At 67.8% G+C, this 23,731-nt stretch carries 17 protein-coding genes and 1 pseudogene; 10 read left to right on the forward strand and 8 right to left on the reverse strand.

Going from position 1 to position 23,731, the window contains the following annotated elements; genetic code table 11:
- Nucleotides 1-73 precede the first annotated feature (73 nt).
- The 6 genes and pseudogenes from ACW173_RS14630 to ACW173_RS14655 all read left to right on the forward strand — a co-directional run bounded on the left by ACW173_RS14630 (nucleotide 74) and on the right by ACW173_RS14655 (nucleotide 6,378).
- On the forward strand, nucleotides 74-1,189 hold the full coding sequence (locus ACW173_RS14630) for an acyl-CoA dehydrogenase family protein (RefSeq protein WP_492080724.1): 1,116 nt from the start codon (nucleotides 74-76) through the stop codon (nucleotides 1,187-1,189).
- A gap of 15 nt (nucleotides 1,190-1,204) precedes the next feature.
- Nucleotides 1,205-2,428 carry an acyl-CoA dehydrogenase family protein gene (locus ACW173_RS14635; RefSeq protein ID WP_492080725.1) on the forward strand — a complete coding sequence of 408 codons (1,224 nt, stop codon included), beginning with the start codon at nucleotides 1,205-1,207 and terminating at the stop codon, nucleotides 2,426-2,428.
- A 263-nt stretch (nucleotides 2,429-2,691) separates the two neighbouring features.
- Nucleotides 2,692-4,252, forward strand: a pseudogene (locus ACW173_RS14640) (tetratricopeptide repeat protein); the annotation flags it as partial.
- Entirely contained in the window at nucleotides 4,194-5,705 is a 1,512-nt protein-coding gene (locus tag ACW173_RS14645) for a hypothetical protein (protein WP_492080726.1), read from the forward strand. The pseudogene ACW173_RS14640 and the gene ACW173_RS14645, both read left to right, overlap by 59 nt.
- Nucleotides 5,702-6,208: a hypothetical protein gene (locus ACW173_RS14650; RefSeq protein WP_492080727.1), complete on the forward strand. Its 507-nt coding sequence runs from the start codon at nucleotides 5,702-5,704 to the stop codon at nucleotides 6,206-6,208. The genes ACW173_RS14645 and ACW173_RS14650 overlap by 4 nt, the downstream gene beginning before the upstream one ends.
- Nucleotides 6,202-6,378 carry a hypothetical protein gene (locus ACW173_RS14655; RefSeq protein ID WP_492080728.1) on the forward strand — a complete coding sequence of 59 codons (177 nt, stop codon included), beginning with the start codon at nucleotides 6,202-6,204 and terminating at the stop codon, nucleotides 6,376-6,378. The genes ACW173_RS14650 and ACW173_RS14655 overlap by 7 nt, the downstream gene beginning before the upstream one ends.
- A 13-nt stretch (nucleotides 6,379-6,391) precedes the next feature.
- Here the strand turns inward: ACW173_RS14655 and ACW173_RS14660 are convergent, their stop codons facing one another.
- From ACW173_RS14660 to ACW173_RS14690, 7 genes are all read right to left on the reverse strand, one after another.
- Nucleotides 6,392-8,200, reverse strand: coding sequence for a vWA domain-containing protein (locus ACW173_RS14660; RefSeq protein WP_492080729.1), 1,809 nt, complete (start codon nucleotides 8,198-8,200; stop codon nucleotides 6,392-6,394).
- Nucleotides 8,201-8,300: 100 nt separating this feature from the next.
- Nucleotides 8,301-9,890: an amidase gene (locus ACW173_RS14665; protein WP_492085999.1), complete on the reverse strand. Its 1,590-nt coding sequence runs from the start codon at nucleotides 9,888-9,890 to the stop codon at nucleotides 8,301-8,303.
- Nucleotides 9,891-9,902: 12 nt separating this feature from the next.
- On the reverse strand, nucleotides 9,903-10,691 hold the full coding sequence (locus ACW173_RS14670) for a thioesterase family protein (RefSeq protein ID WP_492080730.1): 789 nt from the start codon (nucleotides 10,689-10,691) through the stop codon (nucleotides 9,903-9,905).
- Between the two features lie 53 nt (nucleotides 10,692-10,744).
- Nucleotides 10,745-10,954, reverse strand: coding sequence for a hypothetical protein (locus tag ACW173_RS14675; RefSeq protein WP_492080731.1), 210 nt, complete (start codon nucleotides 10,952-10,954; stop codon nucleotides 10,745-10,747).
- A 134-nt stretch (nucleotides 10,955-11,088) separates the two neighbouring features.
- The gene (locus tag ACW173_RS14680) at nucleotides 11,089-13,308 is read right to left on the reverse strand and encodes a S9 family peptidase (protein ID WP_492080732.1); all 2,220 of its coding nucleotides are present in this window, start codon (nucleotides 13,306-13,308) and stop codon (nucleotides 11,089-11,091) included.
- Nucleotides 13,309-13,375: 67 nt separating this feature from the next.
- Nucleotides 13,376-14,278 carry a polysaccharide deacetylase family protein gene (locus tag ACW173_RS14685; protein ID WP_492080733.1) on the reverse strand — a complete coding sequence of 301 codons (903 nt, stop codon included), beginning with the start codon at nucleotides 14,276-14,278 and terminating at the stop codon, nucleotides 13,376-13,378.
- 3 nt (nucleotides 14,279-14,281) lie between these two features.
- The gene (locus ACW173_RS14690; RefSeq protein WP_492080734.1) at nucleotides 14,282-15,508 is read right to left on the reverse strand and encodes an SGNH/GDSL hydrolase family protein; all 1,227 of its coding nucleotides are present in this window, start codon (nucleotides 15,506-15,508) and stop codon (nucleotides 14,282-14,284) included.
- A gap of 353 nt (nucleotides 15,509-15,861) precedes the next feature.
- On the opposite strand from ACW173_RS14690, the gene ACW173_RS14695 reads away from it, so the two are divergent.
- The 3 genes from ACW173_RS14695 to ACW173_RS14705 are packed head-to-tail and all read left to right on the forward strand — an operon-like array spanning nucleotide 15,862 to nucleotide 19,318.
- Nucleotides 15,862-18,003: a TonB-dependent receptor gene (locus ACW173_RS14695; RefSeq protein WP_492080735.1), complete on the forward strand. Its 2,142-nt coding sequence runs from the start codon at nucleotides 15,862-15,864 to the stop codon at nucleotides 18,001-18,003.
- Complete coding sequence (locus ACW173_RS14700; RefSeq protein WP_492080736.1) at nucleotides 18,003-19,112, forward strand: PepSY-associated TM helix domain-containing protein; 1,110 nt, start codon at nucleotides 18,003-18,005, stop codon at nucleotides 19,110-19,112. The genes ACW173_RS14695 and ACW173_RS14700 overlap by 1 nt, the downstream gene beginning before the upstream one ends.
- A 53-nt stretch (nucleotides 19,113-19,165) precedes the next feature.
- Entirely contained in the window at nucleotides 19,166-19,318 is a 153-nt protein-coding gene (locus ACW173_RS14705) for a hypothetical protein (RefSeq protein WP_492080738.1), read from the forward strand.
- 66 nt (nucleotides 19,319-19,384) lie between these two features.
- On the opposite strand, the gene ACW173_RS14710 is transcribed toward ACW173_RS14705, so the two are convergent.
- Complete coding sequence (locus tag ACW173_RS14710) at nucleotides 19,385-21,691, reverse strand: TonB-dependent receptor (protein ID WP_492080739.1); 2,307 nt, start codon at nucleotides 21,689-21,691, stop codon at nucleotides 19,385-19,387.
- A gap of 241 nt (nucleotides 21,692-21,932) precedes the next feature.
- On the opposite strand from ACW173_RS14710, the gene ettA reads away from it, so the two are divergent.
- Nucleotides 21,933-23,600, forward strand: a complete 1,668-nt coding sequence (gene ettA / locus ACW173_RS14715; protein ID WP_492080740.1) for an energy-dependent translational throttle protein EttA — start codon at nucleotides 21,933-21,935, stop codon at nucleotides 23,598-23,600.
- Nucleotides 23,601-23,731: the final 131 nt, after the last annotated feature.

Genomic DNA, 23,731 nt, shown 5'->3' on the forward strand with positions numbered 1-23,731 from the left:
CTTTCCCTTCGCGTGAACGTCGTCCAGTGTGAGCGCCAAGACCCGCCAAAGAGCGTGGTCCAGGGAGGCTCCAGTGGATTTCGACTATTCCGACGACCAGAAGTTCCTGAAGGACGAGGCGCGCAAGTTCCTCGCCGCCCACTGCGACGTCGCCGTCGTGCGGGGCGTGCTGGACAGTGCCGACCGCTCGTTCGACGAGAAGCTCTGGAGGGGCGTGGCCGAGCAGGGCTGGCTGGGCGCCTCGATCCCCGAGGAGCACGGCGGCCTGGGCCTGGGTCGCATCGAGCTGTGCGCCATCGCCGAGGAGCTGGGCCGCGCCGTCGCGCCGATCCCGTTCGCCTCCACCGTCTATTTCCTGGCCGAGGGGATCCTGGCCCATGGGACCGATGGCCAGAAAGCCGCGATCCTGCCGCGCATCGCCGCTGGCGAACTGATCGGCTGCCTGGCGACCTCGGAAGGTCCGGGCGTGGTCGGCCCCAACACGCTGCAAAGCCGGGTCGAGGGCGGCAAGCTCTCTGGGACCAAGATCCCGGTCACCGACGGCGACGTCGCCGACACGGCGCTTGTGCTGGCCAGCGAGGGCGGCCGTCCGGGCCTGTTCCTGGTCGACCTCAAGCAGGCCGGCGTCAAGCGCGAGACGCTGAAGAGCCTGGATCCCACGCGAGGCGTGGCCAAGCTGACCTTCGACGGCGCGATCGCCGAGCGGGTGGGGGAGGCCGGCGCGGGCTTCGAGGTCGTCCAGGCGATCCTGGATCGCGCGGCCGTGCTGCTGGCCTTCGAGCAACTGGGCGGCGCTGATCGCTGCCTGGAGATGGCCAAGGAGTACGCCCTGGGGCGCTATGCGTTTGGTCGGGTCATCGCCGGCTACCAGGCGATCAAGCACAAGTTGGCCGACATGTACGTCAAGAACGAGGTCGCTCGCTCCAACGCCTATTACGGCGCCTGGGCCCTGAACGATGACGCGCCGGAGCTGCCGATCGCGGCCTCGGCGGCGCGGATCGCGGCGTCGGAAGCCTTTTGGTTCGCCAGCAAGGAAAGCATCCAGGTCCATGGCGGCATGGGCTTCACCTGGGATGTCGACTGCCACCTCTACTATCGCCGTTCGCGGCAGCTCAGCCTGGTCGCCGGCGCGCCCAAGGTCTGGAAGGAGCGGCTGGTCAGCCAGCTCGAACAGAAGAACGCGGCTTAAGGGAGCGCGAGGACCATGGATTTCAACGACTCCCCCGAAGAAGCCGCCTACCGCGAAAAGGCCCGCGCCTGGCTGGCCGAGAACGCCGCCGCGCACCGCGCCAAGTTCGGCGAGCTGAAACCGAACACGCCCGAGCACATGGCGGCCGCCAAGGACTGGCAGGCGACCAAGGCCGCCGCCGGCTATGCCTGCATCACCTGGCCCGCGGCCATTGGCGGAGGCGGCGGCACGCCGATCCAGTCGGTGATCTTCGGCCAGGAAGAGGGCAAGGCCGGGCTAGGCTATGGCTACTTCACGATCGGCCTGGGCATGTGCGTGCCCACGGTCATGGCGTTCTCGGATGGCGACACCAAGAAACGCTTCGTCTCGCCCGCCGTGAAGGGCGAGGAGATCTGGTGCCAGCTGTTCTCCGAACCGGCCGGCGGCTCGGACGTCGCGGCGCTGCGCACCCGCGCGGTGAAGGATGGCGACGAGTGGGTGATCAACGGCCAGAAGGTCTGGACCACCGGCGCCCACTATTGCGACTACGGCATCCTGCTGACGCGGACGGACCCCGACGTGCCCAAGCACAAGGGCCTGACCATGTTCTGGATCGACATGCGCGACGCCGCCGTCGAGTGCCGGCCGATCCACCAGATGTCGGGCGGTCGCGAGTTCAACGAGGTCTATTTCACCGACTTGCGGGTCAAGGACAGCCAGCGCCTGGGCGACGTCGGCGAGGGCTGGAAGGTGGCCCTGGTCACCCTGATGAACGAGCGCCTGGCGGTCGGCGGCTCGGCCGGCCCGAACTATCGCGAGATCATGAAGCTGGCCCGCCAGCTGTCGGGAGTCACGGGGCCGGCGCTGAAGGATCAGGCGTTCCGCGAGAAACTGGCCGACTGGTACGTGCAGTCCGAGGGGCTGAAGTTCACCCGCTTCCGCACCATGACCGCCCTGTCGCGCGGCCAGACGCCGGGACCGGAAAGCTCGATCGGCAAGATCATCTCGGCCAACCAGCTGCAGGAGTTGGCCAACACGGCCGTCGAGATGGAGGACCAGTATGGGATCCTCGTCGATCCCGACCAAGCGCCGGCCGAGGCGGCGTTCCAGCAGAGCCTGATGTGGGCGCCGGGGCTGCGCATCGCCGGCGGCACGGACGAAATCCTCAAGAGTATCATCGCCGAACGCGTGCTCGGATTGCCAGGCGACGTGCGGGTCGACAAGGACGTGCCGTTCAAGGACATGCCGACCGGCCGGTGACTTCGTCGAATCTTCGTCTAGCTTCGCTATGAAACAGCCGACAGCGGTTTAAGTCCGTTGTCGGCTTCTCGACGCTTCTCTTGAGATGTTCCGTTGGCGGCGAAATGACGGGAAATCCCGGAAATTCGCCTGTCGAGCGAACCTTCACTGTCGTGACAAAGACTTCATCCCCGGATGGGTTGAGCTGACCTTGACAGTGTTCGATCCCGGGCACATGAGAGATCGTTGTTTTATGGTTAACGGGCTGGGCTGAAGGGGGATTCATGCGGCAGGCCGGCGACGCTTTTGCGCGCCTTGCGATGCTACGCGAAGCGGCCGGGCGGGCTTACGCCGGTCGTTCGGCCTGGCTGCGTCGCGCCCCGGTGGGCGCGATCGTGGCGGCGGTAGTGATTCCCCTCGTTGGCTGCGACACAGGCCCCAGCTTCTGGTTCCACAAGCGCGCAAGCGCTTGTCCGCGTCCGCAGGCGGCCCAGGGCGTCTCTGGCCAGTTCAATCAGCAGCAGCAAGAAATACGCGCCCTGCGCCAGGGCGGTTTCCGCGGCGATTTCTTCGCCCAGTTGGAGCTGGCTCGCCGGTATGAGGGCCAGCGCGCGGTCGACAAGAACCTCGAGGATCCGGTCGAGGCGGCCGTCTGGTACGCCATGGCCTTGTCCAACTCGGGCGGCTACGCGCCGATCGCCGCCTATGAACGTCGGGGCAAGGAATCACGCGCCGTCTCGCGCTTCGACGACTGCCGCGCCTTCGAGCGCCGCAGCGCCTACGGCGCGCTCGACCGCCTGCTGTCGCGCATGTCGACCGAGGAGCGCGAGAAGGTCCGCAACCGCGTGATCTACGTCCTGTCGGCGCAAGGCGCGGACGGCTTCCGCACCCTGGCGCGCATCCACGACGGTTATTTCGGCCCGTATGGCGAGCCGTCGGACAACCTCCAGGCCATCGAGGCCTACGGCAAGCCCAGCACGCCCGGCGCGCCGGCGGCCCTGGACCTGTTCCGCCGCAACGACGTCGACGCCTATCTCTACAATTACCTGGCGGTTCAGACCGGCGACGTGTCGGCCTATGTCATGCTCAAGGACTTCGAGCGCAGCTCGCCGCAACGGGCCTCCTATGGCTCTTTCGTCGAGACCAAGGCCAAGCGCTGGATCCCGACCTACGAGTTCTATCCGCCGGAATCGCCAGACTCGGGCGTGCCGCACTCCGACGAGTCGGACCTGTCGGGCGAGGCCCGCGAGGCCGCGCTCAGCCGCATCAACGAACTGCCCTTCGTCCACGTGGCCGAGGCCCTGACCTATCTGCGGGTCATTTCCTCGCCGATGCTGGACGAGAAGCTGCTGACCGTGAACGACGCCCAGACGCTGCAGAGCATGCTGGGCCGTCCCGCCACCGGTCGCCTGGCGGCGATCGAGAAGGTTCGGGCCATCCAGTACGCGGCGGTCAACGGCTCGTCCAAGGCCCAGCTGGTGCTGGCGGTGATGTACTCCGAAGGCGTCGGCGTGCCGCGCGACTACGCCCGCGCCTATCACTGGTACTCGGAAGCCGAGCGTCAGGGTTCGGCCGAGGCCAAGTACGCCATGTCGACCTTCTTCTCCCTGGGCCTGCAGGGCGTGGCCGACCAGGACCGCGCCAAGGCGGTGGTCTACCAGCTCGACGGCGCCCTTTCGGGCTTCAAACCGTCGGCCTATCGCCTGCAACAGCTGCTGGCCCAGGTCTCGCGTCCGCCCCGGCCCGCGGCCGATCGTGGTCGCCCGTATAGCGAAAGGGACTACTGATGCTGCGCCTCAGCCGCCTGATGGCGCTTTGGGCCGCCCTGATCCTGGGCGTGGCGGCCACCGCGCCCGAGGTCGCCTTCGCCTCGCCCGACGCCAAGATCGACCAGCAGATCCGGCCGTGCTTCGGCCTCCTGATCCAGCCCAATCTCTCGCATGGCTGCAAGGTCCGCTACGCCAAGCCCAAGCCCTGTCCGCGCGGCTACTATCGCTCGCGCGGCCGTTGCGTGATCGGCAACGGCGGCGGCTATGGTCCCGGCGGACGTTACGTCCCGCGCGAGATCAACTGCGACTACGCCTATCCGGGCCAGGTCTCCGACACCCTGGCGCGCCTCTATGACGGGGACACCATCACCCTGACCTCCAGCGAGGGCGGCGCGTGCGTCGACTCGCTGAACATCACCCAGTCGGTGACGATCGTGGTGCGCAACTACACGCCGGGTCCTGGCCGTCCGATCCTGGTGGCCCCGGCCGACCAGCCGTGCATCAAGATCGCGCCGGGCGTGCAGTTCGTGGTGCTGGAAGGCCTGGGCATCGAGTCCCGCCGCGGCGGCTCGGCCTCGTGCATCGTCGGCCGCGCCACCGAGATCGCCCTGAAGGACGTGTCGGTCCGCTACGACGGCGACGCCTCGGCCTTCGATATCGGCGACAGCCGCATCGAGCTCTCGAACGCCGTCTTCATCGGCCGCACCCGCTCGGCGGTGGTCAAGGCCACCGGCACGATCATGGCCTCGAACGTCGAGATCGCCGCCACGGCGATCGGCGGCGCCTTTGAGACCGCCGGCGACAGCCGCCTGCGCGACATCCGCATCGTCCGCCTGGGCGACTGGACCGGCTCGTCGCGCACCCGCAACTCGGCCGGCTTCGTGATCAGCGGCATGAACCGCCAGCAGCTGGTGACCATCGACGGCCTGTACGTCGATGGCTTCTCGCGCGGCGTCTATATCGGCGGCGGCGACGAGACGACCCTGCTGCGTCCGGTGGTCCGCGACAGCGACTGGGCCGTGACGGTCGAGAACGCCAACCTGCGCCTCAACGACGGCGAGCTGGAAGCGGTCGATGTCGGCCTCTACGTCGCCTCGGGCGTGGCCTATGCCAGCCACAACAAGATCGTGGGCGTCATGCGCTCGGGCGTCTATGCCGACGCCGGCGGCCAGATCCGCGCCGTGGACAACCGCATCTACGCCCGTCCGGAAGGCTGCAAGGCCCTGGTCAGCGGCTTCTTCGATGGCGAGCTGACCTGCCGTCCGTGGTTCGAGGCGCCGGAGCTGTATCGCACGCAACGCGACCGCGCCCGCCTGGACTACGACACCTACTGGCCGGCCGACGCGATCAGGACCCAGGCGCCGATGGCCGCGTCCAACCCGCCGCCGGAGCTGGCTGACGACTCCGCCGCCGCCGGCCTGGCCGGCGGTCCGCGGCAGCCCGACGTCTATCGCACCGTCCCCGGTCCCGCGGGCGCGCCGCCCACCTATGAGAGGGTTCCGCCCTCGGCTCAAGGAGCTCCCCGATGAGCAAGCTGGTTCGCATCCTGGCGACCACGCTGGTCGCCGCCTCGACCCTGGTCGCGGCCCAGGCCTCGGCCCAGCCGGGGCAGGGCGGTCCCAAGCGCCGCGACATCTGCGGCGCGCCGATCACGGGCCAGGCCCCCGACATCATGACCTATGACAGCACGACGGGCACCCAGGTGTTCGTCGGCGGCGGCCGTGGCGGCGGCGCCGACATCGCCACCTACAACGCCCAGACCGGTTCGGCCGCTGGCCTGACGGGCGACCTCAGCCGTCCAGGCCTGGTCTCGTCCTGCGCGGTCGACGGCATCACCCGCGAGTCGTACGGCGTGACCTCGGACCGTCCGGGCCAGGTCAGCATCTCGGGCCGCGACGATCGCGGCGAGCGGTGGCAGTTCACGCGCTCAGACGGCCGCACCGAGGTCTGGGATCCGCGCTACGAAAACCGCTGCTTCCGTTCGGGCCTGGGCCTGTCGGGTCAGCAGGGGCCCGGCGACCGCCGATGCTGAAGCCGGTTCTCGTCCTGAGCCTGGCCGCCGTCGCCCTGGCGGCCTGTGCGCGACCCTACTATCCGTCGTATCCCGGCCCCATCGGTCCACCGCCACCCTCGGCGCCGAACCCGCACAAGGTGACGCCGCCCCCGCCGCCGATCGACACGATCCGGCCCAGGATTCCGTAGGAAGGCGCGCCGCTCACCGCGCCTTCACGTCCCGCGCCGCCTTGGTCAGCTGCACGAACTCCGCCCGCAGGCCGTCGGGGTCCTCGCCGCGCGCGCCTTGCGCAAGGGCGGTGATCGCGGGCCAGTCGAAGCTCTCGTCCAGCCAAGGATCGCCGCGCAGCTTCTGGCCGTAGGCCGCCACCGCCACCGCGAACCGAGTGGCCTCCGGCGCCGCCGATAGATTGGCATACGTGTCCGCCTTGCCGATCGGCCGCTCGATCAGCTTCGAGGTCGTTCCGCCCGGCGGCTTGTAGCGCACCTTCAGGAAGGCCAGTTCGCTGCCCGCGCCGGCGACCGGGGCCGGCTTCTTGTCGCCGTAGCGCAGGGGATCCGACGATGGCCGCGCGCCCACCGGAGTGATCTCGTACAGCGCCGTCACCGACGCGCCCGAGCCGACCTCGCCAGCGTCGACCTGATCGTTGTTGAAGTCCTCGCGGTTCAAGAGGCGCGTCTCGTAGCCGATCAGGCGGTACTCGCTGACCCGCGCCGGATTGAACTCGACCTGGATCTTCACGTCATCGGCGATGGGGAACAGGCTGGCCTGGAAGTCGTCACGCAGCAGCTTGCGAGCCTCGTTCAGGGTGTCGACATAGGCGGCCGCGCCGTTGCCGTTCTGGGCCAGGGCCTGCATCATCGCGTCATTGTAGTTGCCCCGGCCAAAGCCGTAGACCGACAGGTAGACGCCGCTCTTGCGTTGGTCGGCGACGAAGTCCTTTAGGCGCGACGGGTCCGCGATGCCGACATTGAAGTCGCCGTCGGTGACCAGGATCACCCGGTTGACCGCGCCCTTGGCGAAGTTCTGCTTGGCCAGGGTGTAGGCCAGCTCCAGCCCCTGGCCGCCCGCCGTCGAGCCGCCCGCCCGCAGCGCGCCCAGGGCGCAGCGCATCTTCAGCTTGGAGCGGCCGTCGGTCGGACTCAGCACCGCGCCGGCCGAGCCGGCATAGGCGACCATCGCGACGCGGTCTTGCGGGCGCAACTGGTCGATCAGCACGTTCAGCGCCTTCTGGGCCAGGGGCAGGCGGTCGGGTCCCATCATCGAGCCCGAGGTGTCGACCAGGAACACCAGGTTCAGCGGCGGCGCGGTGGTGCGCGGCGTCTCATAGCCCTGCAGTCCGATGTGCAGAATCTGGCGCTGCGCCGACCACGGCGACGGGGCGACCGCGACCGTGGCGCGGAACGGCGTCTGCGCGCTGGCCGGGCGGGCGTAGCCATAATCGAAGTAGTTCACCAGCTCCTCGACCCGAATGGCGTCACGCGGCGGGGCGGAGCCATCGTTGAGGAACCGGCGGGTGTTGGCGTAGGCGGCCGTGTCGACGTCGATCGAGAAGGTCGAGACCGGGTCGTCGGCCACGCGCTTGACCGGATTGGCGGCCGCGTTCGGGTAGTGCTCGGTGTCCATCGTCGTGGGCACGTGCGGCGAGCCGCTGATGATCGGCGGGGCTATGCGCGATTGCACCGGCGGGATCGGCAGCGGCGGCGGAGGCGGAGGCGTCATGTACGCCGGCGCCGGTGGTGGGGGAGGCGGCGGTGGCGGCGGAGGCGGGGGCGGTCCTGGCGGCGGCGCGTGCCGCCCCTTCAACTCGGACTGCAGCAGCGCGCGGCTTGGCGCATAGGTTGGGACGCGCGTGTCGACGCCCGTCTGAACCGCCCCGAAGCCCAAGGCCGCGCAGGCCTCGGGCGTCACGACGCCGTCTCCTGGCGGCAGGGCAAAGGCCGGCGACGCGCCGACCATGGCCAGAGAGAGCAGGCCGACGCCCGCGACACGAAGCCCTCGACGAACCATGGCCGATCTCCCTGCTTATGACGCTCAAATAATTACAATCGTAATATGACGAAAGTCGGGCACCAAGCAAGATCAACCTAGGGGTGATTTCACCTCCGGTCTACGGCGCGATCGTTTTCAAGAACGTCGGCGGCTTGCGATGGTGCGTGGCCTGCTCGTAGGCGTAGCCCAGGTTCAGCAGCAGCTTCTCGCTCCAGGCCGGGCCGATGAACGACAGCCCCACCGGCAGGCCGGTGACGGCGCCCATCGGCACGGTCAGGTGCGGATAGCCGGCGACGGCGGGCAGGGTGGTCGATGAGCCGCCGTAGTTGTCGCCGTTCAGCGGATCGATCGTCCAGGCCGGGCCGGTGGTCGGGGCGACGATGGCCACCGCGCCGGTGTCCTTGAGGATCTTGTCGATGCCCTCGGGGCCGGCCATCCGCTTGGAGTCGGCCAGGGCCTTCAGATATTCCGGATCGGTCAGGCCCTTGGTCTTTTCGGCCCGCTCGAAGCTCTCCTGGCCGAACCATTCGAACTCCTTGGGGGTCGCCTTGTTGAAGGCGATCAGGTCGGCCAGCGTGCGGCTGGCCACCTTCTTCGGATCGGTGGAGCCGAGATAGGCGGCCATGTCGGCCTTCAGCTCGGTGTAGAGCACCGTGCCTTCGGCCTTGCCGATCGGGCCTTCGTCGAACTCTTTCACGTCGACCAGGATCGCGCCCTGGGCTTGCAGTTCCTTCAGGGCGTTCTCGAACACCGCGTCGGTCTTGGGCGAGTAGCCAGTATAGAACCGCGCCACGGCCAGCTTGACGCCCTTCAGCGCGTCCTTGGAGAGGCCGGCGGCGTAGTCGGTCTTGCGGGCGTCGGCCTCCTTGGTGGCCGGGTCGGCGGGGTCGCTGCCGGCGATGATGGTCAGCACCTTGGCCGCGTCCTCGACCGTGGTGGTCATCGGGCCGGCGGTGTCCTGGCTGTGGCTGATCGGCACGATGTGGGTGCGCGAAACCAGGCCAACGGTCGGCTTGATCCCGACCAGGCCGTTGATCGCCGCCGGGCAGGTGATCGAGCCGTCGGTCTCGGTGCCGATGGCGAGCGGCGCGAGGCCCGCCGCCACCGCCGCGCCCGAGCCGCTGGACGAGCCGCAGGCGCTGCGGTCCAGGACATAGGGGTTACGCACCGCGCCGCCCACCGCGCTCCAGCCGCTGATCGACTTGGACGAGCGGATATTGGCCCATTCCGAAAGGTTGGCCTTGCCCAAGATCACCAGGCCCGCGTCGGTCAGGCGCTTGACGATGGGGGCGTCGCGGCCGGTGACATTATCCTTCAGCGCCAGCGAGCCGGCGGTGGTGGCCGTGCCGTCGGCGCTCTCGATATTGTCCTTCAGCAGGATCGGCGCGCCGTGCAGCGGGGAGCGGACCTTGCCGGCCTTGCGCTCGGCGTCCAGCGCGCGGGCGTTGGCCAGGGCGTGCGGGTTGGTGACGATGACCGCGTTGAGGACGGGGTTCTTGTCCTTGATGACCGCCAGATAACCCTTGGTCGCGTCTTCGGATGTCTGGGCCGAAGCGCTTCCCGCGAGCAGAGCGATAGCGGCGGCGCCAGCCAGGCAGGCGATCTTGGTCATCAGCGTTTCCCCGAACTTGGCCTCGCGACTCCTGGGCGCGGACCGGACGGGGAGCATGAGGTCAAAAATCCGCGTCCGCCAAGGGCCGTCGGGCAGGTTCGTGCGCGGCTAGACGAAGATCGCCACGTTCTGCCGCGCCAGGATCAGCGGACGGCCACGGCTGTCCCACAGGTGCATCTCCTGGGTGGAATAACCGTCGCCGATGGTCTCGGATTTGCTGCGCAGCAGGCGCCAGCCGTCGTCGTCTTCATCCGGCAGGCCCACGATGTCGAGCGCCCAGGTCATGGTCGAGATCGGGCCGAACTTCTTGAACAGGGTCATGGCCGGCGGGGGCGGGGCGTCGCCCAGGGCGATCAGGGCCGACAGCGAGGTCGCGGCCGCGTCGCGGTGGCGGATCCACAGCAGGTATTCCGGAGGCTCGCCCGTGCCCGGACGCCCGCCGCCGGCGACGCGGAAATCGAACTGGCGGATGAAGCTGGGCGCCTGGCTGGTGTCGCCCTTGTGGAAAGGCTCGCACTGGTCCGGCGGCGCGACGGCCGGGCAGGGGACGTCCTCGTGCGAGAGGTGCGACTCGCGGGCGGCGCCGAAGGTCAGGGTCCCGTGGGTGGCCACGCCTTGCTCGCCGAGCAGGTCGACGCTGGCGAACAGGGTCGACTTGCCTTGGCGCAGCGCCTTGACCCCGATCGACAGCTCGCCGGCGGCTGGGCCGACGAACGCGAACTGGGCCGAGCGCAGGGGCGGGGCGTCCGGAAACGCCCGCTGGGCCGCCTCGACGCACAGCGCCGCGCTGAGACCGCCATAGGTGGTGCGGCCTTGCTTCCAATCGTCGGAGACATGGGCCGAGAAGCCGGTGTCGGTGGCGGCGATGGCGGCGACGAGATCGGTGTAGCTGGTCATATAGCGAAGGTTCGTTTTCTTTCGCTACGGAAGTCAAGCGGGCGTGAGAACCGTTAGTGCAGCGTCCCGTTGGCCTGAGCGAACCAGGCGCCGAACGTGCGGGCGTCCCGCTCGTCGCGCTGTTCCTCAATGGCCATTTCTTCCAGCAGGATAGCGGCCAGTAGCCACTCTTCGAGCTCGGTCTCGGTGGCGCGCCCTTCCTCGAGGGCTTCCTTGACGGTCTCGATCAGCCATTCGACGGCGGCTTCGGTGGTCTTGGTCATCGGCCTGTATTCCTGAACCAGCGCCGATAACCATAGGCTGTGTCCGACCCGAACACCCTGCGACATAAGGTCAAAGGGCGGGACAGGATGTCGCGGCGTCGTCCGCGCCCGGATGAGCGCGGACGACAGCGGGTCTATTCGCCCTTCAGCTTGCGACCGAAGAAGCCCAGGTGGGTCCGCAGGATGTGCAGGCCCTTGGTCTTGCTGCGCGGCGCGCTGTGACGCTCGCCCGGATACAGGGCCATCTCGAACGGGATGGCCTTGGCTTGCAGGGCCGACATCAAGCGGGTGCTGTTCTCGAAGATGACGTTGTCGTCGGCCATGCCGTGCAGCAGCAGCAGGGTGTCGGGCTTCAGCTTGCCGATCCGGTTGTTGATGTCCGAATAGGCGTAGCCGGCCTTGTTCTCGTCCGGCTTGCCCATGTAGCGCTCGGTATAGGCCGTGTCGTACAGGCTCCACTCGGTCGGCGGGGCGCCGGCCGCGCCGGCCTTGAACGGGGTGTTGTCGGCCGTCAGCAGCATCAGGGTCATGAAGCCGCCGTACGACCAGCCCATCACGCCCAGCTTGTCGGCGTCGACATAGGGCAGGCCGGCCAGGAACTTGGCGCCCAGCAGCTGATCCTCGACCTCGACCGTGCCCAGGTGGCGATCCAGGGCGCGCTGGAACTTGGCTGAGCGGTTGCCGCTGCCGCGGTTGTCCAGGCGGAAGATGACGTAGCCCGCTTCCAGATAGGTGCGCTCGGACACGCTCTGCCAGGTCCGCTTGACCTGCTGGGCGTGCGGGCCGCCATAGACCGCGACGATGGCCGGATACTTCTTGCTGGCGTCGAAGTTCTGCGGCTTGAGAATCTCGTAATAGAGGGTCTCGCCGTCGGTGGCCTTCAGCGAGCCGTATTCCGGAACCGGCAGGGTCGAGGCGTAGGGCCAGTAGGGGTGACCCTCGGCCAGCCTGTTCTCCTCGATCCAGCGCACGCGCTTGCCGTCGGCCGAATACAGAGCCGTCCGCGGCGGGGTCTTGGGATCTTCGTACGTGCCGGCGAAGGCGCCGCCGCTGGCGGCCACCTTGGCGGTCCACCAGCCACCGGCCGGGGTCAGGGCCTTGGGCTTGCCCGGCTTGGCATACGACACCTCATACAGGCGACGCTCCAGCGGGGTGTCCATCGAGGCGGTGAAGATCGCCACCTTGCGGGCCTCGTCGACGCCTTCGACGGCGCTCACCGGCCAGTCGCCCTTGGTCAGCTGGGCGATCAGCTTGCCGTCGGCGGCGTGGTGATAGAGGTGCTTGTTACCGTCCTTCTCCGACGCCCACAGGAACGTGCCGTCCTTGAGGGGCGTGAAGTCTTTCCAGACCTCGATGTAGTGCGGGTCGGTTTCGGTCAGGATCGTCTTGGCGGCGCCGGTGGCGGCGTCGAAGGCGATCAGGTCCAGGGTCTTCTGGTCGCGCGACAGGCGCTGGGCGTAGACGGTCTTGCCGTCGGCGGACCAGTCGACGCGGGCCAGGTAGATGTCCTTGTTCGCGCCCAGGTCCAGCTTGCGGATCTGACCCGAGGCCAGGTCGCGGACGAACAGTTCGACCACGGCGTTGGGACGGCCGGCGCGCGGATAACGCTGGCTCACCACGGTGGCGCCGCCCGGGCCGATGTCGGCGCGCGGCACGACGTCGACGGTGCTCTCGTCGACGCGGGTATAGACGATGCGGCTCTCGTCCGGGCTCCACCAGTAGCCGGTGAAGCGATCCAGCTCTTCCTGCACCACGAACTCGGCCGTGCCGAACGACAGGGTGTCCTTGCCCTCGGTGGTCAGGGCCGTCTCGGCCCCGCCGCCGGTGACCGGCTTGATGTAGAGGTTCTGGTCGCGGACGTAAGAGACGAAGCCGCCCTTGGGCGAAACCTTGGCGTCGACCTCGTCGCCCGGCGTTTCGGTCAGGCGCGTGACCTTGCCGTCGGCGACGCTGTCCAGATAGAGGTCGCCGTCGAGCGGAACGAGGATGAATCGCCCCTGCTTGTCCCAGCTGTATTCGACGATGCCGCGCGCCGAGACGCGGGCCCGTTCACGGCGGGCCTTTTCGGCTTCCGACAGCTCCTTGGCGCCCGAGGAGAGGGCCGCGCTGTCGATAAGGCGATAGGGCTCGCCGCCCTTGACGTCGGCGGCCCACAGGTCCTGGACGTTGGCCGTTTCCGGCTTGCCCTTCAGATAGGTCACCCGCTTGCCGTCCGGCGACAGGGCCACGCCCTTGGCGGTGGGACCCGACAGGCTGGGATCGGCGAAAACCCGTTCCGGGGTGAGTTTTTCCGCCATCACAGGAGTCGAGAGGGCGAGGACGGCCGCGAGCGCCGTGAGCGAGGGCTTGATCATGGCGCGGGACGCTATGCGGGAGCGTCGCCGTTGTCAGCAGGGAATGTGTTTCAGCGCTGCAACGGGCTCAGCGACACATGCCTTGCACCGCCGCCAGGTCGATCGGCAGCGCCGGGACCGGCAGGCCCCTGGCCTTCAGAGCGTCCTCCAGGGCGGTCGGCTCGGGCGGCAGGCCGGGGTCCACGTCCGTCCTGTAGAACGGGTGGCTCTCGGCCTTCTCCAGCGTCGTGAAACCAAAGCCCTTGTCCTGGTAGAGCTTGAACAAGCGCGTGGCCATGCGGGCCTCGAAGGCGCCGCCGTGCATTAAGAGGACGTAGGGGATGTCCTTGCCATACAACGTCTTGGCCATGGCCCGCGAGCGGTCGGCGACGGCGGCCGCGCCGTCCAGATAGATCGTCTCCAGCTTCGCGATCGCGGCCTGGTCGTTCTTGGCGACGCAGCGGGCATAGGGATCGCTGAAGGCCCAGTCGCCGAAGCTCATGGTGACGCTGGCGATCTTGTAGTGGTTGGTCGCCAGCCAGGCGCGCACCGCCAGGCGTTTTTCGGGTGTGTCGCCTTCCGACAGGAACGGAAAGCGCAGCCAGCGCCAGTCCTGGCCGGCCATCAGGTCCTTGAGCATCGGTTCGTTCTTGGCGGCCTCGTCCGCGAACTGCTCGGGCGTCAGGCTGGCCAGGTTCTGATGCGACCAGCCGTGGTTGCCCAGCGGCTGGCCGGCCTCGCGCCACAGCTTCAGCGCCGCATCGGAGCCGGGCTCGCGCTCGGTCTGGACACCGTTGATGAAGCCGAACGCCGGAGCCTTGGCGTCGGCCGAGGCCTTCAGCAGATCGGTCGCGATCTGGGTGCGGGTCACGCCCGGCGGCAGGGCCGCGTGGGCGGGCAGGTCGTCCCAGGTGAAGGCGATGACGGGCTTTTCGGCGGCCTGGGCGGCAGTTGCGACCAGGGCGAAGGCGGCGGCGAGTGCGAGACGCATGGGTTACTTGCTTTCGAACAGGCTCAGCGGAATCGCGTCCGCCATGGCCTTGTAGCCGGCCATGTTGGGGTGAAGGCCGTCATTGTCATAGGCCGGCAGCAGGAACGTCGGGCGGGCAGGGTCGCGCAGGGCCTTGTCCCAATCGATGACGCCGTCGAAGTTTCCGGGCGCGCGGATGAAGGCGTTGATCGCCTGGCGGTCGGCCTCGCTCTCGGGGCCAGGGTGGTAATAGGCCGAGCCGGAGTAGGGCAGGATGGTCGCGCCGATCACCTTGATCCCCCGGTCGTGGGCACGGGCGATCATCTGGCGATAGGCGGCGATGACCTGCTCGACCAGGGCCTTGTGGGCTTCGGGCGTGGCGGGCGCGTCGCGGGTCAGGACGCCCAGGTCGTTGACGCCCTCCAGCAGGATCACGTGGGTGACGCCGGCCTGTGAGAGGACGTCTCGCTCGAACCGCGCCAGCGCGTTGGGGCCCAGGCCGTCCAGCAGCACGCGGTTGCCGCCGATGCCCAGGTTCAGCACCCCCAGGTTCTTGCCCTTCAGCCGTTCGACGAAGCCGTCGGTCCAGCGCAGGTTGGTGTTGGGCTGGACGCCATAGCCGTCGGTGATGCTGTCGCCGAACGCCACGATCGCGCCCGACTTCTTCTCGGAGGTCACATCGACGCTGGAGATCTGGAACCAGCGGTCGGCGGTTTTGGCGCCCGGCAGGTCGGCGTCGGCGGTGTGGTCGCCGGCCAGGACGTATGAGGTCGCCCGCGAGCCTGGATGGCCGGTCTGGACGCTGGGCGCGGCGGCATAGCGCAGACTGATGGCCAGGCTGGTCAGCGGCGCGACCTTCAGGGCCACCGGATCGGACCAATAGTCCGCGCCGGCGGGAAGGGTCACTTCGGTCCGACCCGAGAAGGTCAGGGCGCGGTCGGTGGCTGGATCGATGCGGGCCGAGTTCAGGGCGGCGGAGACGGCGACCCGCGCGGCCTTGATCGTCAGGGGCTGGGTCCCGAAGGCGTTCGACAGCCGCACTCGCACCTTATCGCCGCCGATCGACAGGCGCACGACCTGGCGCAGGGTGGCGTTGGGGTAGTCTTCGGCGGCGAGGCCGTTCTTGGCGTCCGGCGCCATTTGGGCGCTGGCCCAGCTGCCGACCCAGCGCGGGGTCTCGGCATGGACCGGTAGAGCCAGGGCGAAGGCCAGACCAGCGGCAAGGAACGCAGGCCGCGAAAACATTCTCATCAGCGTTTTCTCCCGCTCCGACTTGCTGTCGGTAGCGGTAACATCGATATGGCCTCGCTGGCCCGCCGTAAAGCGCTTGAAGAGCATGAGTGCGGCAGCTCGCCGCGCCTGTCAGGAATCGCTTGCATCTACACATGTGGTAGCGCTAACAAGATCCCGTGAGGCGCCGAGCGCCTCTGCCCTTCCTGGGCGTTTCCTCCCTATAAACTTTCGGCCCGGTCGTTTGACCGGGCTTTTCTTTTGCGCGTTCGGGCGCGCGAAGGGCGAACCGAAGCGCTGTCGACCTTTCGATATTGCAAATTAGTCGCAAAAGTTATACCCGCCGCGGACCTTCGCTGTCCGGATCTGTGTTCATGTCGCCTCAAGCCCGCCGTCTCGCCGCCGCCTCCCTGCTGGCCCTGGCCTGCGCGAGCGTCGCGCACGCTCAGTCCGCTTCGGGCGATGTCGACCAGGTGGTGATCACCGCCGCGCGGACCATCCTGCCGGCCAGCGCCCTGCCGCTGACCGTGGACATCGTCGACAACGAGACGCTTAGCCAACAGGTCGCCGTCAGCGGCTCGATCGTCGACGCGATCTCGACCCTGTCGCCCTCGTTCTCGCCGACCCGTCAGAAACTGTCGGGGGCGGGGGAGAGCCTGCGCGGCCGCTCGCCGCTGTACGCGATCAATGGCATCCCGCAGTCGACCCCGATCCGCGACGGCTCGCGCGACGGCTACACGATCGACCCATTCTTCATCGATCGTGTCGAGTTGATCTACGGCTCCAACGCCCTGCAGGGCATCGGCGCCACCGGCGGCGTGGTCAACCAGGTGACGGTCGGTCCGCCCAAGGAAGACGGCGTCTCGGGCCGGGCCTTGGTCCAGACCACCCTGGCCCAGAAGCTCGGTGACGCGGTTGGCGGCAAGGTCGCCGGCCTGGTCGGCTGGCGCGAAGGGGCTTTCGACGCCACGGTCGGCGTCGCCTATGACGCGCGCGGCGCCTTCTACGACGCCAAGGGCCGCCGCATCGGCATGGACAACACGCAAGGCGACGTCCAGGACTCCAAGACCCTGTCGGTGTTCGGGCGCCTTGGCTGGCAGGTCTCCGACAGCACCCGCGTGGACATCGTCGCCAATCGCTTCGAGCTGAAGGGCGACGGCGACTACGTGACCGTCACCGGCACGGCTGTCGCGCCCACCGATGGGAACCGGGCCGCGCGCCTGCCGACCACGGCCTATCGCGGCGTCGTTCCCGGCATGCCGGCCGCGAACCGGGTCGAGACGGTGTCGGCCTCGTTGGTCAATGACGACCTTCGTGGTGGCGTGCTGAACGCCCAGGTCTTCTTCAACCGTTCGCGCGACACCTTCGGCGGCGACAGGAACGCCACCTTCCAGGATGTGCGGATCGCGCCGCTGAACACCCTGTTCGACCAGTCCTCGAACCGCTCGCGCAAGCTGGGCGCGCGGATCAGCTATGAGCGCGCCGTGCCGGGGATCCAGGGGCTGACCGCCACGGCCGGCCTGGACGCCATGAATGACCGCACCGAGCAGCTTTTGGCCGCCACCGGCCGCGCCTGGGTGCCGCCGACCAAGTTCCAGAGCCTGGCCCCGTTCGTCCAGGGCAACTACGCGCTGTTCGACGGCAAGCTGCGTCTGGCCGGCGGCGTGCGTTTCGAGAACGTCGAGCTGAAGGTCGATGACTTCGAGACCCTGGCCTTCTACGGCTCGCGCAAGGTCGGCGGCGGCAATCCCGACTTCAAGGCCACCCTGGCCAATGGCGGCGCCGTGTTCGAACCGGCCGAGGGCATCCGCCTCTACGCCAGCTACGCCGAGGGCTACACCGTGCCGGACGTGGGCCGCATCCTGCGCGGCATCAATGTCGCCAATGTCGATGTCGACACCTACCTCGCCGTCGAGCCGATCGTGTCGAACAACCGCGAACTGGGCGCCGAGTACAAGCGTGGTCCGTTCGACGCCAGCGTCGCCTACTTCTGGTCCAAGTCGAAGCTGGGCCAGCTGCTGGTCAAGAACGCCGGCGGCATCTTCGACGTCCAGCGCCAGGGCGTGGCCATCGAGGGTCTCGAGGCCAATATGAAGGCCAGGACGCCGGTCCCGGGCCTGGACGTCTCGGCCGGCTACGCGCGTCTGCGCGGCCAGACCGACACCAACAGCGACGGCAAGACCGACACCGACCTGGACGGCGCCAACATCTCGCCCGACCGCCTGAACCTGGCCGCCGACTACCAGACGGGCAAGTGGGCGCTGCGCGTGCAGATGCAGAAGTACCTGTCGCGGAACATGCGAACCGCCTTGGTGAAGGACGACTTCGAGGGCTACACGGTCGCCGACGCCTTCGTGCGCTACGCCCTGCCGGTCGGGGCGGTGTCGCTGGGCGTCCAGAACCTCTTCGACAAGCAGTACCTGACCTACTATTCCGACACGACCTTGCCGGCCAAGGACAAGTTCTACGCCGGCCGCGGCCGGACGGCGACGCTTGGCTGGGAAACCCGCTTCTGATGAAGACCTTGCGCCTGCTGCACCGCTGGACCGGCGGTCTGATCGGATTGCTGCTGGCGCTCTTGGGTTTCACCGGCGCGCTGCTGGTGCACGAGGACGCCTTCCTGCGCGCCACCGTGCCCCACGCCGCCGACACCCAGCGGCAGGACACCGCGACTCTGGCGGCGATGGCGACCAGGGTGTTCGGCGCGGAGGACCGTCCGCGCTCGATCGTGCTGGCGACGAAGCGGCTGGGCCTGCACAAGCTGGCCTACAAGAAAGAGCAGCAGGCGGCCTTCGCCGACCAGGACGGCGATATCGTTCAGAGCTGGACCTCCAACTGGGCCCGGCCCGAGGTCTGGATTTTCGACTTCCATCACCACCTGTTCAACGGCGACACGGGCGAGATCGTCGGCGGGATCGCCGGCCTGGCGGGCCTTGCGTTCGTGATTACCGGCCTGATCCTGTGGTGGCCGACGCGGCGGATGTTCCACCTCCGACTCTGGCCGCGGATGATGAAGCGGGCGGCCATCGTCCACCATCACCGCGACCTGGGCGTGCTGGTCGCGCCGCTGTTGATCCTGTCGCTGACCACGGGCGCGGCGATGAATCTGAAGTGGTTCTCGCAAGCCCTGCGCGCGCCGTTTTCGCCGCCGGCGGTGATGGAGGAGGCCTCGGCGGCGCCCAAGATCAAGGGCGGCCAGCTGGCCAAGGATCTCGACTGGGCCATGGTCATCGGCCAGGCCCAGGCCCGCTTCCCCGGCGCCGAGGTGCGAACCATCGGCTTGCCGGCCAAGAAGGGCGGGCTGATCGGCATTCGCCTGCGCCAGCGGGTCGAGTGGCTGCCCAACGGCCGCAGCATGGCCTGGTTCGATCCGGCCACCGGCGCGATGGTCGCCAGCCGCGACGCCCAGACGATGCCGCTGGGCTCGCGCATCGCCAATCTCGACTTCCCGCTGCACGCGGCCAAGGTCGGCGGCCTGGCCTATCGCTTGGTGATGACGCTCTCTGGCCTGGCGCTGACCCTGCTGGGCACGCTGGCGGTGGTGACCTTCTGGGGCAATCCGACGGGCGTGCCCAAGCGCGAGAAGCCCAACGCCAAGCCCGCCGCGAAGCCTGCCGTCGCTTGACCTGAGCCGCCACGTCGAGGTTCATGCGAGGGTTGAATCACGAGGGGCGTCTGATGAACAAGACCGCGATCCTGGGCGGCCCCATGGGGATCATCGCCGGCATCATCCTGGGCGCGCTGATCGACAACATGGCGATCGGCCTCATCGTCGGCTTCGCCCTGTGCTTCGGCATCATCAAGTTCGGCGGCAAGAAGCCGGAAGCCTGAGCGCCAAGCACGAAAAAGGCCGGGAGGTTGTCCTCCCGGCCTTCGTCGTTTCGATCCTGAAGACGCTTAGAAGCTCTTCTTCAGCGACAGGTAGAACTGACGCGGCGGCGCCGGCAGCACCGTTTGGGCCGTGCCGGTGGGGTCGCTGTTGACGAAGCCGCCCGAACCGATGGTCGAGATGTAGTCCTTGTCGGTCAGGTTGGTGACGTTGGCCTGGATCTCGAAGCCCTTGCCCCAGCTGTCCTCGGCGAAGCGGTAGCCCACCGTCAGGTCCGCGACGGTGGTCGAGGGGACCTGACCGCCGACGTTCTCGTAGGTGTAGTAACGCTTGTCGGTGTAGGCGACGCCCAGCTTGCCGAAGAAGCCGGCCTGGTCGAAGGCCAGCTCGCCCTTGAAGATGTTCTTGGGCGTGTTGACGACGGTCTTGCCCTTGGTGCGGGCCTGCAGCTTGCCGTCCAGCGAGACGACGTCGTTGTCGTACTTGGAGTCGTTGTAGGTGTAGGCGCCGTACAGGCTCCAGGCGTCGGTGACGCGGTAGGTGCCCGCCAGCTCGACGCCCTTGGTCTCGACCGAGCCGACGTTCGACAGCACCGGGGCGTTGCCCTGGATCGACGAGCCCTGCTGGACGGCCAGGATGCGGTTGTCGAAAGCCACGTGATAGACGGCGGCCACGCCCTGGAAGCGCTGGGTGCGATAGCGGGCGCCCAGCTCGAAGGTCTTGGAGCTTTCCGGCTCCAGCTTGTCGGCGACGTAGTTGACGTTGTCCTGGTTCAGCGAGCTGAACGGACCCGAGGTGGCCGCCGAGACGTAGGCGCCCATGTTCTCGGTGTAGCCGCCGAAGATCTCGAAGTCAGGCGTGGCTTTGAAGACGAAGCCGGCCTGCGGCAGGAAGTTGTCCTTGCTCTCGATCGCGCCCGCCAGCGGGTTGCCGACCACGGTGGTGACCTCGTTGGTCACCTTGATCGACTTGAAGCCGAAATTGACCTTGAAGGCGTCGGTGATCGTCCACTCGTCCGCGATGTTGGCCGTCGTGGTCTTGGTCGTGAAACGGTACTGCCACTGGGTGAAGAACGGATTCTCTTGGAAGTCCAGCGGATCGCGCGAGGGCTTTGAGGCCGTTTCGCCGTAGAAGCGACGGGCCTGGTTGAAGTGGTTGATCTCGTGCCAGGCGCCGCCCGTGACGCGGTGGGCGCCCAGGTCGATCGTCAGGCCGCCAGTGACGCCGCCGCGATCGATGTCGTACTCGGTCGTGCGGATCGACAGCGGAGCGGCGTCCGAGCCGGCCGCGCCGAAGCCGGGGGTGGGCGTGTAGGGCGTGTACCACAGGCCCTGGCCCTTGTTCTTGTGCTCATAGGCCGTGACGTCCAGCTTGACGTTGTCGGTCACGTCCAGGTTCAGGGCCGCGCCGAACAGGTCGTCGTCGCGCACGCCGGCGCCGGCGTAGTAGGCGTCGTCGACCGTCTTGAACGGCGCGGGCAGGGCCGTGCCGGTGTTGTAGGCGCGGCCAGCGGCGATCGCGAGCGCCCAGTTCGGCAGGGTGTTGTCCCAGTTGCGGCCCAGGCGGCTGATCATCTCGAACGACAGGTCCTGGTAGTCCTGCTCACGGCGTTCCGAGCGGTGGTAGAAGCCGCTCAGCTCGCCACGGTCGCCCAGCGGCATAACGGCCTTCAGGTCGTACTGGCGCTGCTTCTGCTCGCCGCCGCCCTTCCACTTGTCGGCCTTCTGGTCGGCGACCGACAGATAGGCGCGCAGGCCGCCCAGCTGCTCGATCGCGCCGGTTTCGAAGCGGCCGAACACGCGGTGCATGCTGTCCGAACCGCCGGTCAGGTCGATCTCGCCGCCCATCGTGCTTTGCGGGTCGCGCGAGAAGAACCGCAGCGTGCCGCCCAGGTTCGAGGTCGAGGCGACGCCGAGAGCGCCCGCGCCCTGGGCCAGCTCGATGCGGCCGATGTTCTCGGTGGCGGTGGCGCGGCTGATGTGCAGGCCGTTGTGGTTGCCATAGGTCATGTCGCCCAGCGGCACGCCGTCCAGGGTGAAGCCCAGCTGGTTCTGGTTGAAGCCGCGGATCGAGATGCGGGTCGACCACTCGTAAGCGCCGAAGGCGTCGGCCGACTGGAAGGTGACGCCCGGCAGCTTGTCGACGGCTTTCAGGGCGCTGGTGCCAGCGGCTTCCAGGGAGATGGCGTCGTCCTTCAGGGTCTGGACCTGGCGGCTCTGGCCTTGGCCGATGACGATGACGGCGTCGACTTCCGAAGTCTCGGCGGGCGCGGCGGCCGGAGCGCCGGTGGCGTCGGCCACGGTCTCGGCGGCGAAGGCGTGGCCGGCGAACAGGAGGGCGCTGACGGCGGCGCCCAGCATCAGGTGGTTCTTCATAAGCCTTATTCCCCTTGCCGACGCGGGGAGGCGTCGACCTGGGAAGCTCGGCTAACAGTGGTCGACGACGGGGCGGCGACGGATTGGTGTCGACTGTCCGACAGTCGCGCGACTAAACCATGACGGTAGCGGTCCCTCTGGAAAGGCCCTTCGCGGGCCGCCACGATTGCGCGAAGCGGCCCGGACCGCTATTTCAGCGGCCAATCCCCGAAACCCTCGTCCAGCGAGCACGCGAGCCCTCATGGCGCAGCAATACATTTTCCAGATGCAGGGCCTGACCAAGGCCTATCCCGGCGGCAAGAAGGTCTTCGAGAACATCTGGCTGTCTTTCTATTCCGACGCCAAGATCGGCGTGGTCGGCGTCAACGGCTCGGGTAAGTCGACCCTGCTGAAGGTCATGGCCGGCCTGGACAAGGAATTCTCGGGCGAGGCCAAGGCCGCCGACGGCGTCAAGCGCGGCTACCTTCCGCAGGAGCCGGTGCTGGACCCGACCCTGGACGTCTGGGGCAATGTCATCGCCGACTGCGAAGACAAGCAGATCTTCGACAGGTACAACGCCCTCGCGGCCCAGCTCGGTGAGGAATACACCGACGAGCTGATGGAGGAGATGACCAAGCTCCAGGAGATCATCGACGCCCGCGACCTGTGGGACATCGACTCCAAGGTCGAGATGGCCATCGACGCCCTGCGCTGCCCGCCCAACGACGCCAATATCGAAAGCCTGTCGGGCGGTGAAAAGCGCCGCATCGCCCTGGCCCGCCTGCTGCTCAGCAAGCCGGACATGCTGCTGCTCGACGAACCGACCAACCACCTGGACGCCGAGTCCGTGGCCTGGCTGCAGCATCACCTGGAAGAGTTCCCGGGCTGCGTCATCCTGGTGACCCACGATCGTTACTTCCTGGATCAGGTCACCAAATGGACCCTGGAACTCGACCGCGGCAAGGGCGTGCCCTACGAGGGCAACTACTCTGGCTGGCTGGAGCAGAAGCAGAAGCGCGTCGTCCAGGAGCAGTCGGAATCGGAAGCCCGCCAGCGCGCGCTCACCCGCGAACTGGAGTGGGTCCGCAGCTCGCCCAAGGCCCGTCAGTCCAAGTCCAAGGCCCGCCTGGCGTCGTACGACGAGATGGTCGCCGCGCAGGAGAACGCTCGCGCCGCGCAGACCCAAGCCCACATCCAGATCCCGCCCGGCCCGCGCCTGGGCAACCTGGTGCTGGAAGTCACCGGCCTGGAAAAGGAATACGGCGACAAGGTCCTGTTCAAGGACCTGACGTTCCGCCTGCCGCCGAACGGCATCGTCGGCGTCATCGGCCCGAACGGCGCCGGCAAGTCGACCCTGTTCAAGCTGATCACCGGCCGCGAGCAGCCCGACCAGGGCACGGTCAAGGTCGGCGAGACCGTCAAGCTGTCGTTCGTCGACCAGTCGCGTGACGCCCTCGACCCGAACAAGACCATCTGGGAAGAGATCAGCGGCGGCACCGACGTGATGATCGTCGGCAAGCGCGAGATCAACTCTCGCGCCTACGTTGGCAGCTTCAACTTCAAGGGCGGCGACCAGCAGAAGAAGGTCGGCCTGCTGTCAGGCGGTGAACGCAACCGCGTCCACCTGGCCAAGACCCTGGCCACCGGCGGCAACCTGCTGCTGCTCGACGAACCGACCAACGACCTGGACATCGAAACCCTGCAGGCCCTGGAAGAGGCGCTGGAAGAGTTCGCCGGCTGCGCCGTGGTGATCAGCCACGATCGCTGGTTCCTGGACCGCCTGGCGACCCACATCCTGGCCTTCGAGGGCGACAGCCACGTCGAATGGTTCGAGGGCAACTTCGAGATGTACGAGGAAGACAAGAAGCGCCGCCTGGGCGCCGACAGCCTCATCCCCAAGCGCATCAAGTTCCAGAAGTTCGCGCGGTAAGGGCGGGCGATCGAACCCGTTGCGGCCAAGCGCCCGTGAACCTCAGGTTTGCGGGCGTTTTCACGCTTAATCTAGAGTTGCGCTCCCCCAGGATGGGATGCTAGCCCCGAAAAAGGGGCGTGCGCGTGTAG

The organism is Caulobacter sp. ALps2 (genome assembly GCF_058681635.1).

Excerpts from the sequence above, each read along its gene's own strand:
- ACW173_RS14635 (WP_492080725.1), top strand. The coding sequence starts at position 1,205 with ATGGATTTCAACGACTCCCCCGAAGAAGCCGCCTACCGCGAAAAGGCC.
- ACW173_RS14645 (WP_492080726.1), top strand. The coding sequence starts at position 4,194 with ATGCTGCGCCTCAGCCGCCTGATGGCGCTTTGGGCCGCCCTGATCCTG.
- ACW173_RS14650 (WP_492080727.1), top strand. The coding sequence starts at position 5,702 with ATGAGCAAGCTGGTTCGCATCCTGGCGACCACGCTGGTCGCCGCCTCG.
- ACW173_RS14655 (WP_492080728.1), top strand. The coding sequence starts at position 6,202 with ATGCTGAAGCCGGTTCTCGTCCTGAGCCTGGCCGCCGTCGCCCTGGCG.
- ACW173_RS14660 (WP_492080729.1), bottom strand. The coding sequence starts at position 8,200 with ATGGTTCGTCGAGGGCTTCGTGTCGCGGGCGTCGGCCTGCTCTCTCTG.
- ACW173_RS14670 (WP_492080730.1), bottom strand. The coding sequence starts at position 10,691 with ATGACCAGCTACACCGATCTCGTCGCCGCCATCGCCGCCACCGACACC.
- ACW173_RS14675 (WP_492080731.1), bottom strand. The coding sequence starts at position 10,954 with ATGACCAAGACCACCGAAGCCGCCGTCGAATGGCTGATCGAGACCGTC.
- ACW173_RS14680 (WP_492080732.1), bottom strand. The coding sequence starts at position 13,308 with ATGATCAAGCCCTCGCTCACGGCGCTCGCGGCCGTCCTCGCCCTCTCG.
- ACW173_RS14685 (WP_492080733.1), bottom strand. The coding sequence starts at position 14,278 with ATGCGTCTCGCACTCGCCGCCGCCTTCGCCCTGGTCGCAACTGCCGCC.
- ACW173_RS14690 (WP_492080734.1), bottom strand. The coding sequence starts at position 15,508 with ATGAGAATGTTTTCGCGGCCTGCGTTCCTTGCCGCTGGTCTGGCCTTC.
- ACW173_RS14695 (WP_492080735.1), top strand. The coding sequence starts at position 15,862 with ATGTCGCCTCAAGCCCGCCGTCTCGCCGCCGCCTCCCTGCTGGCCCTG.
- ACW173_RS14700 (WP_492080736.1), top strand. The coding sequence starts at position 18,003 with ATGAAGACCTTGCGCCTGCTGCACCGCTGGACCGGCGGTCTGATCGGA.
- ACW173_RS14705 (WP_492080738.1), top strand. The coding sequence starts at position 19,166 with ATGAACAAGACCGCGATCCTGGGCGGCCCCATGGGGATCATCGCCGGC.
- ACW173_RS14710 (WP_492080739.1), bottom strand. The coding sequence starts at position 21,691 with ATGAAGAACCACCTGATGCTGGGCGCCGCCGTCAGCGCCCTCCTGTTC.
- ettA (WP_492080740.1), top strand. The coding sequence starts at position 21,933 with ATGGCGCAGCAATACATTTTCCAGATGCAGGGCCTGACCAAGGCCTAT.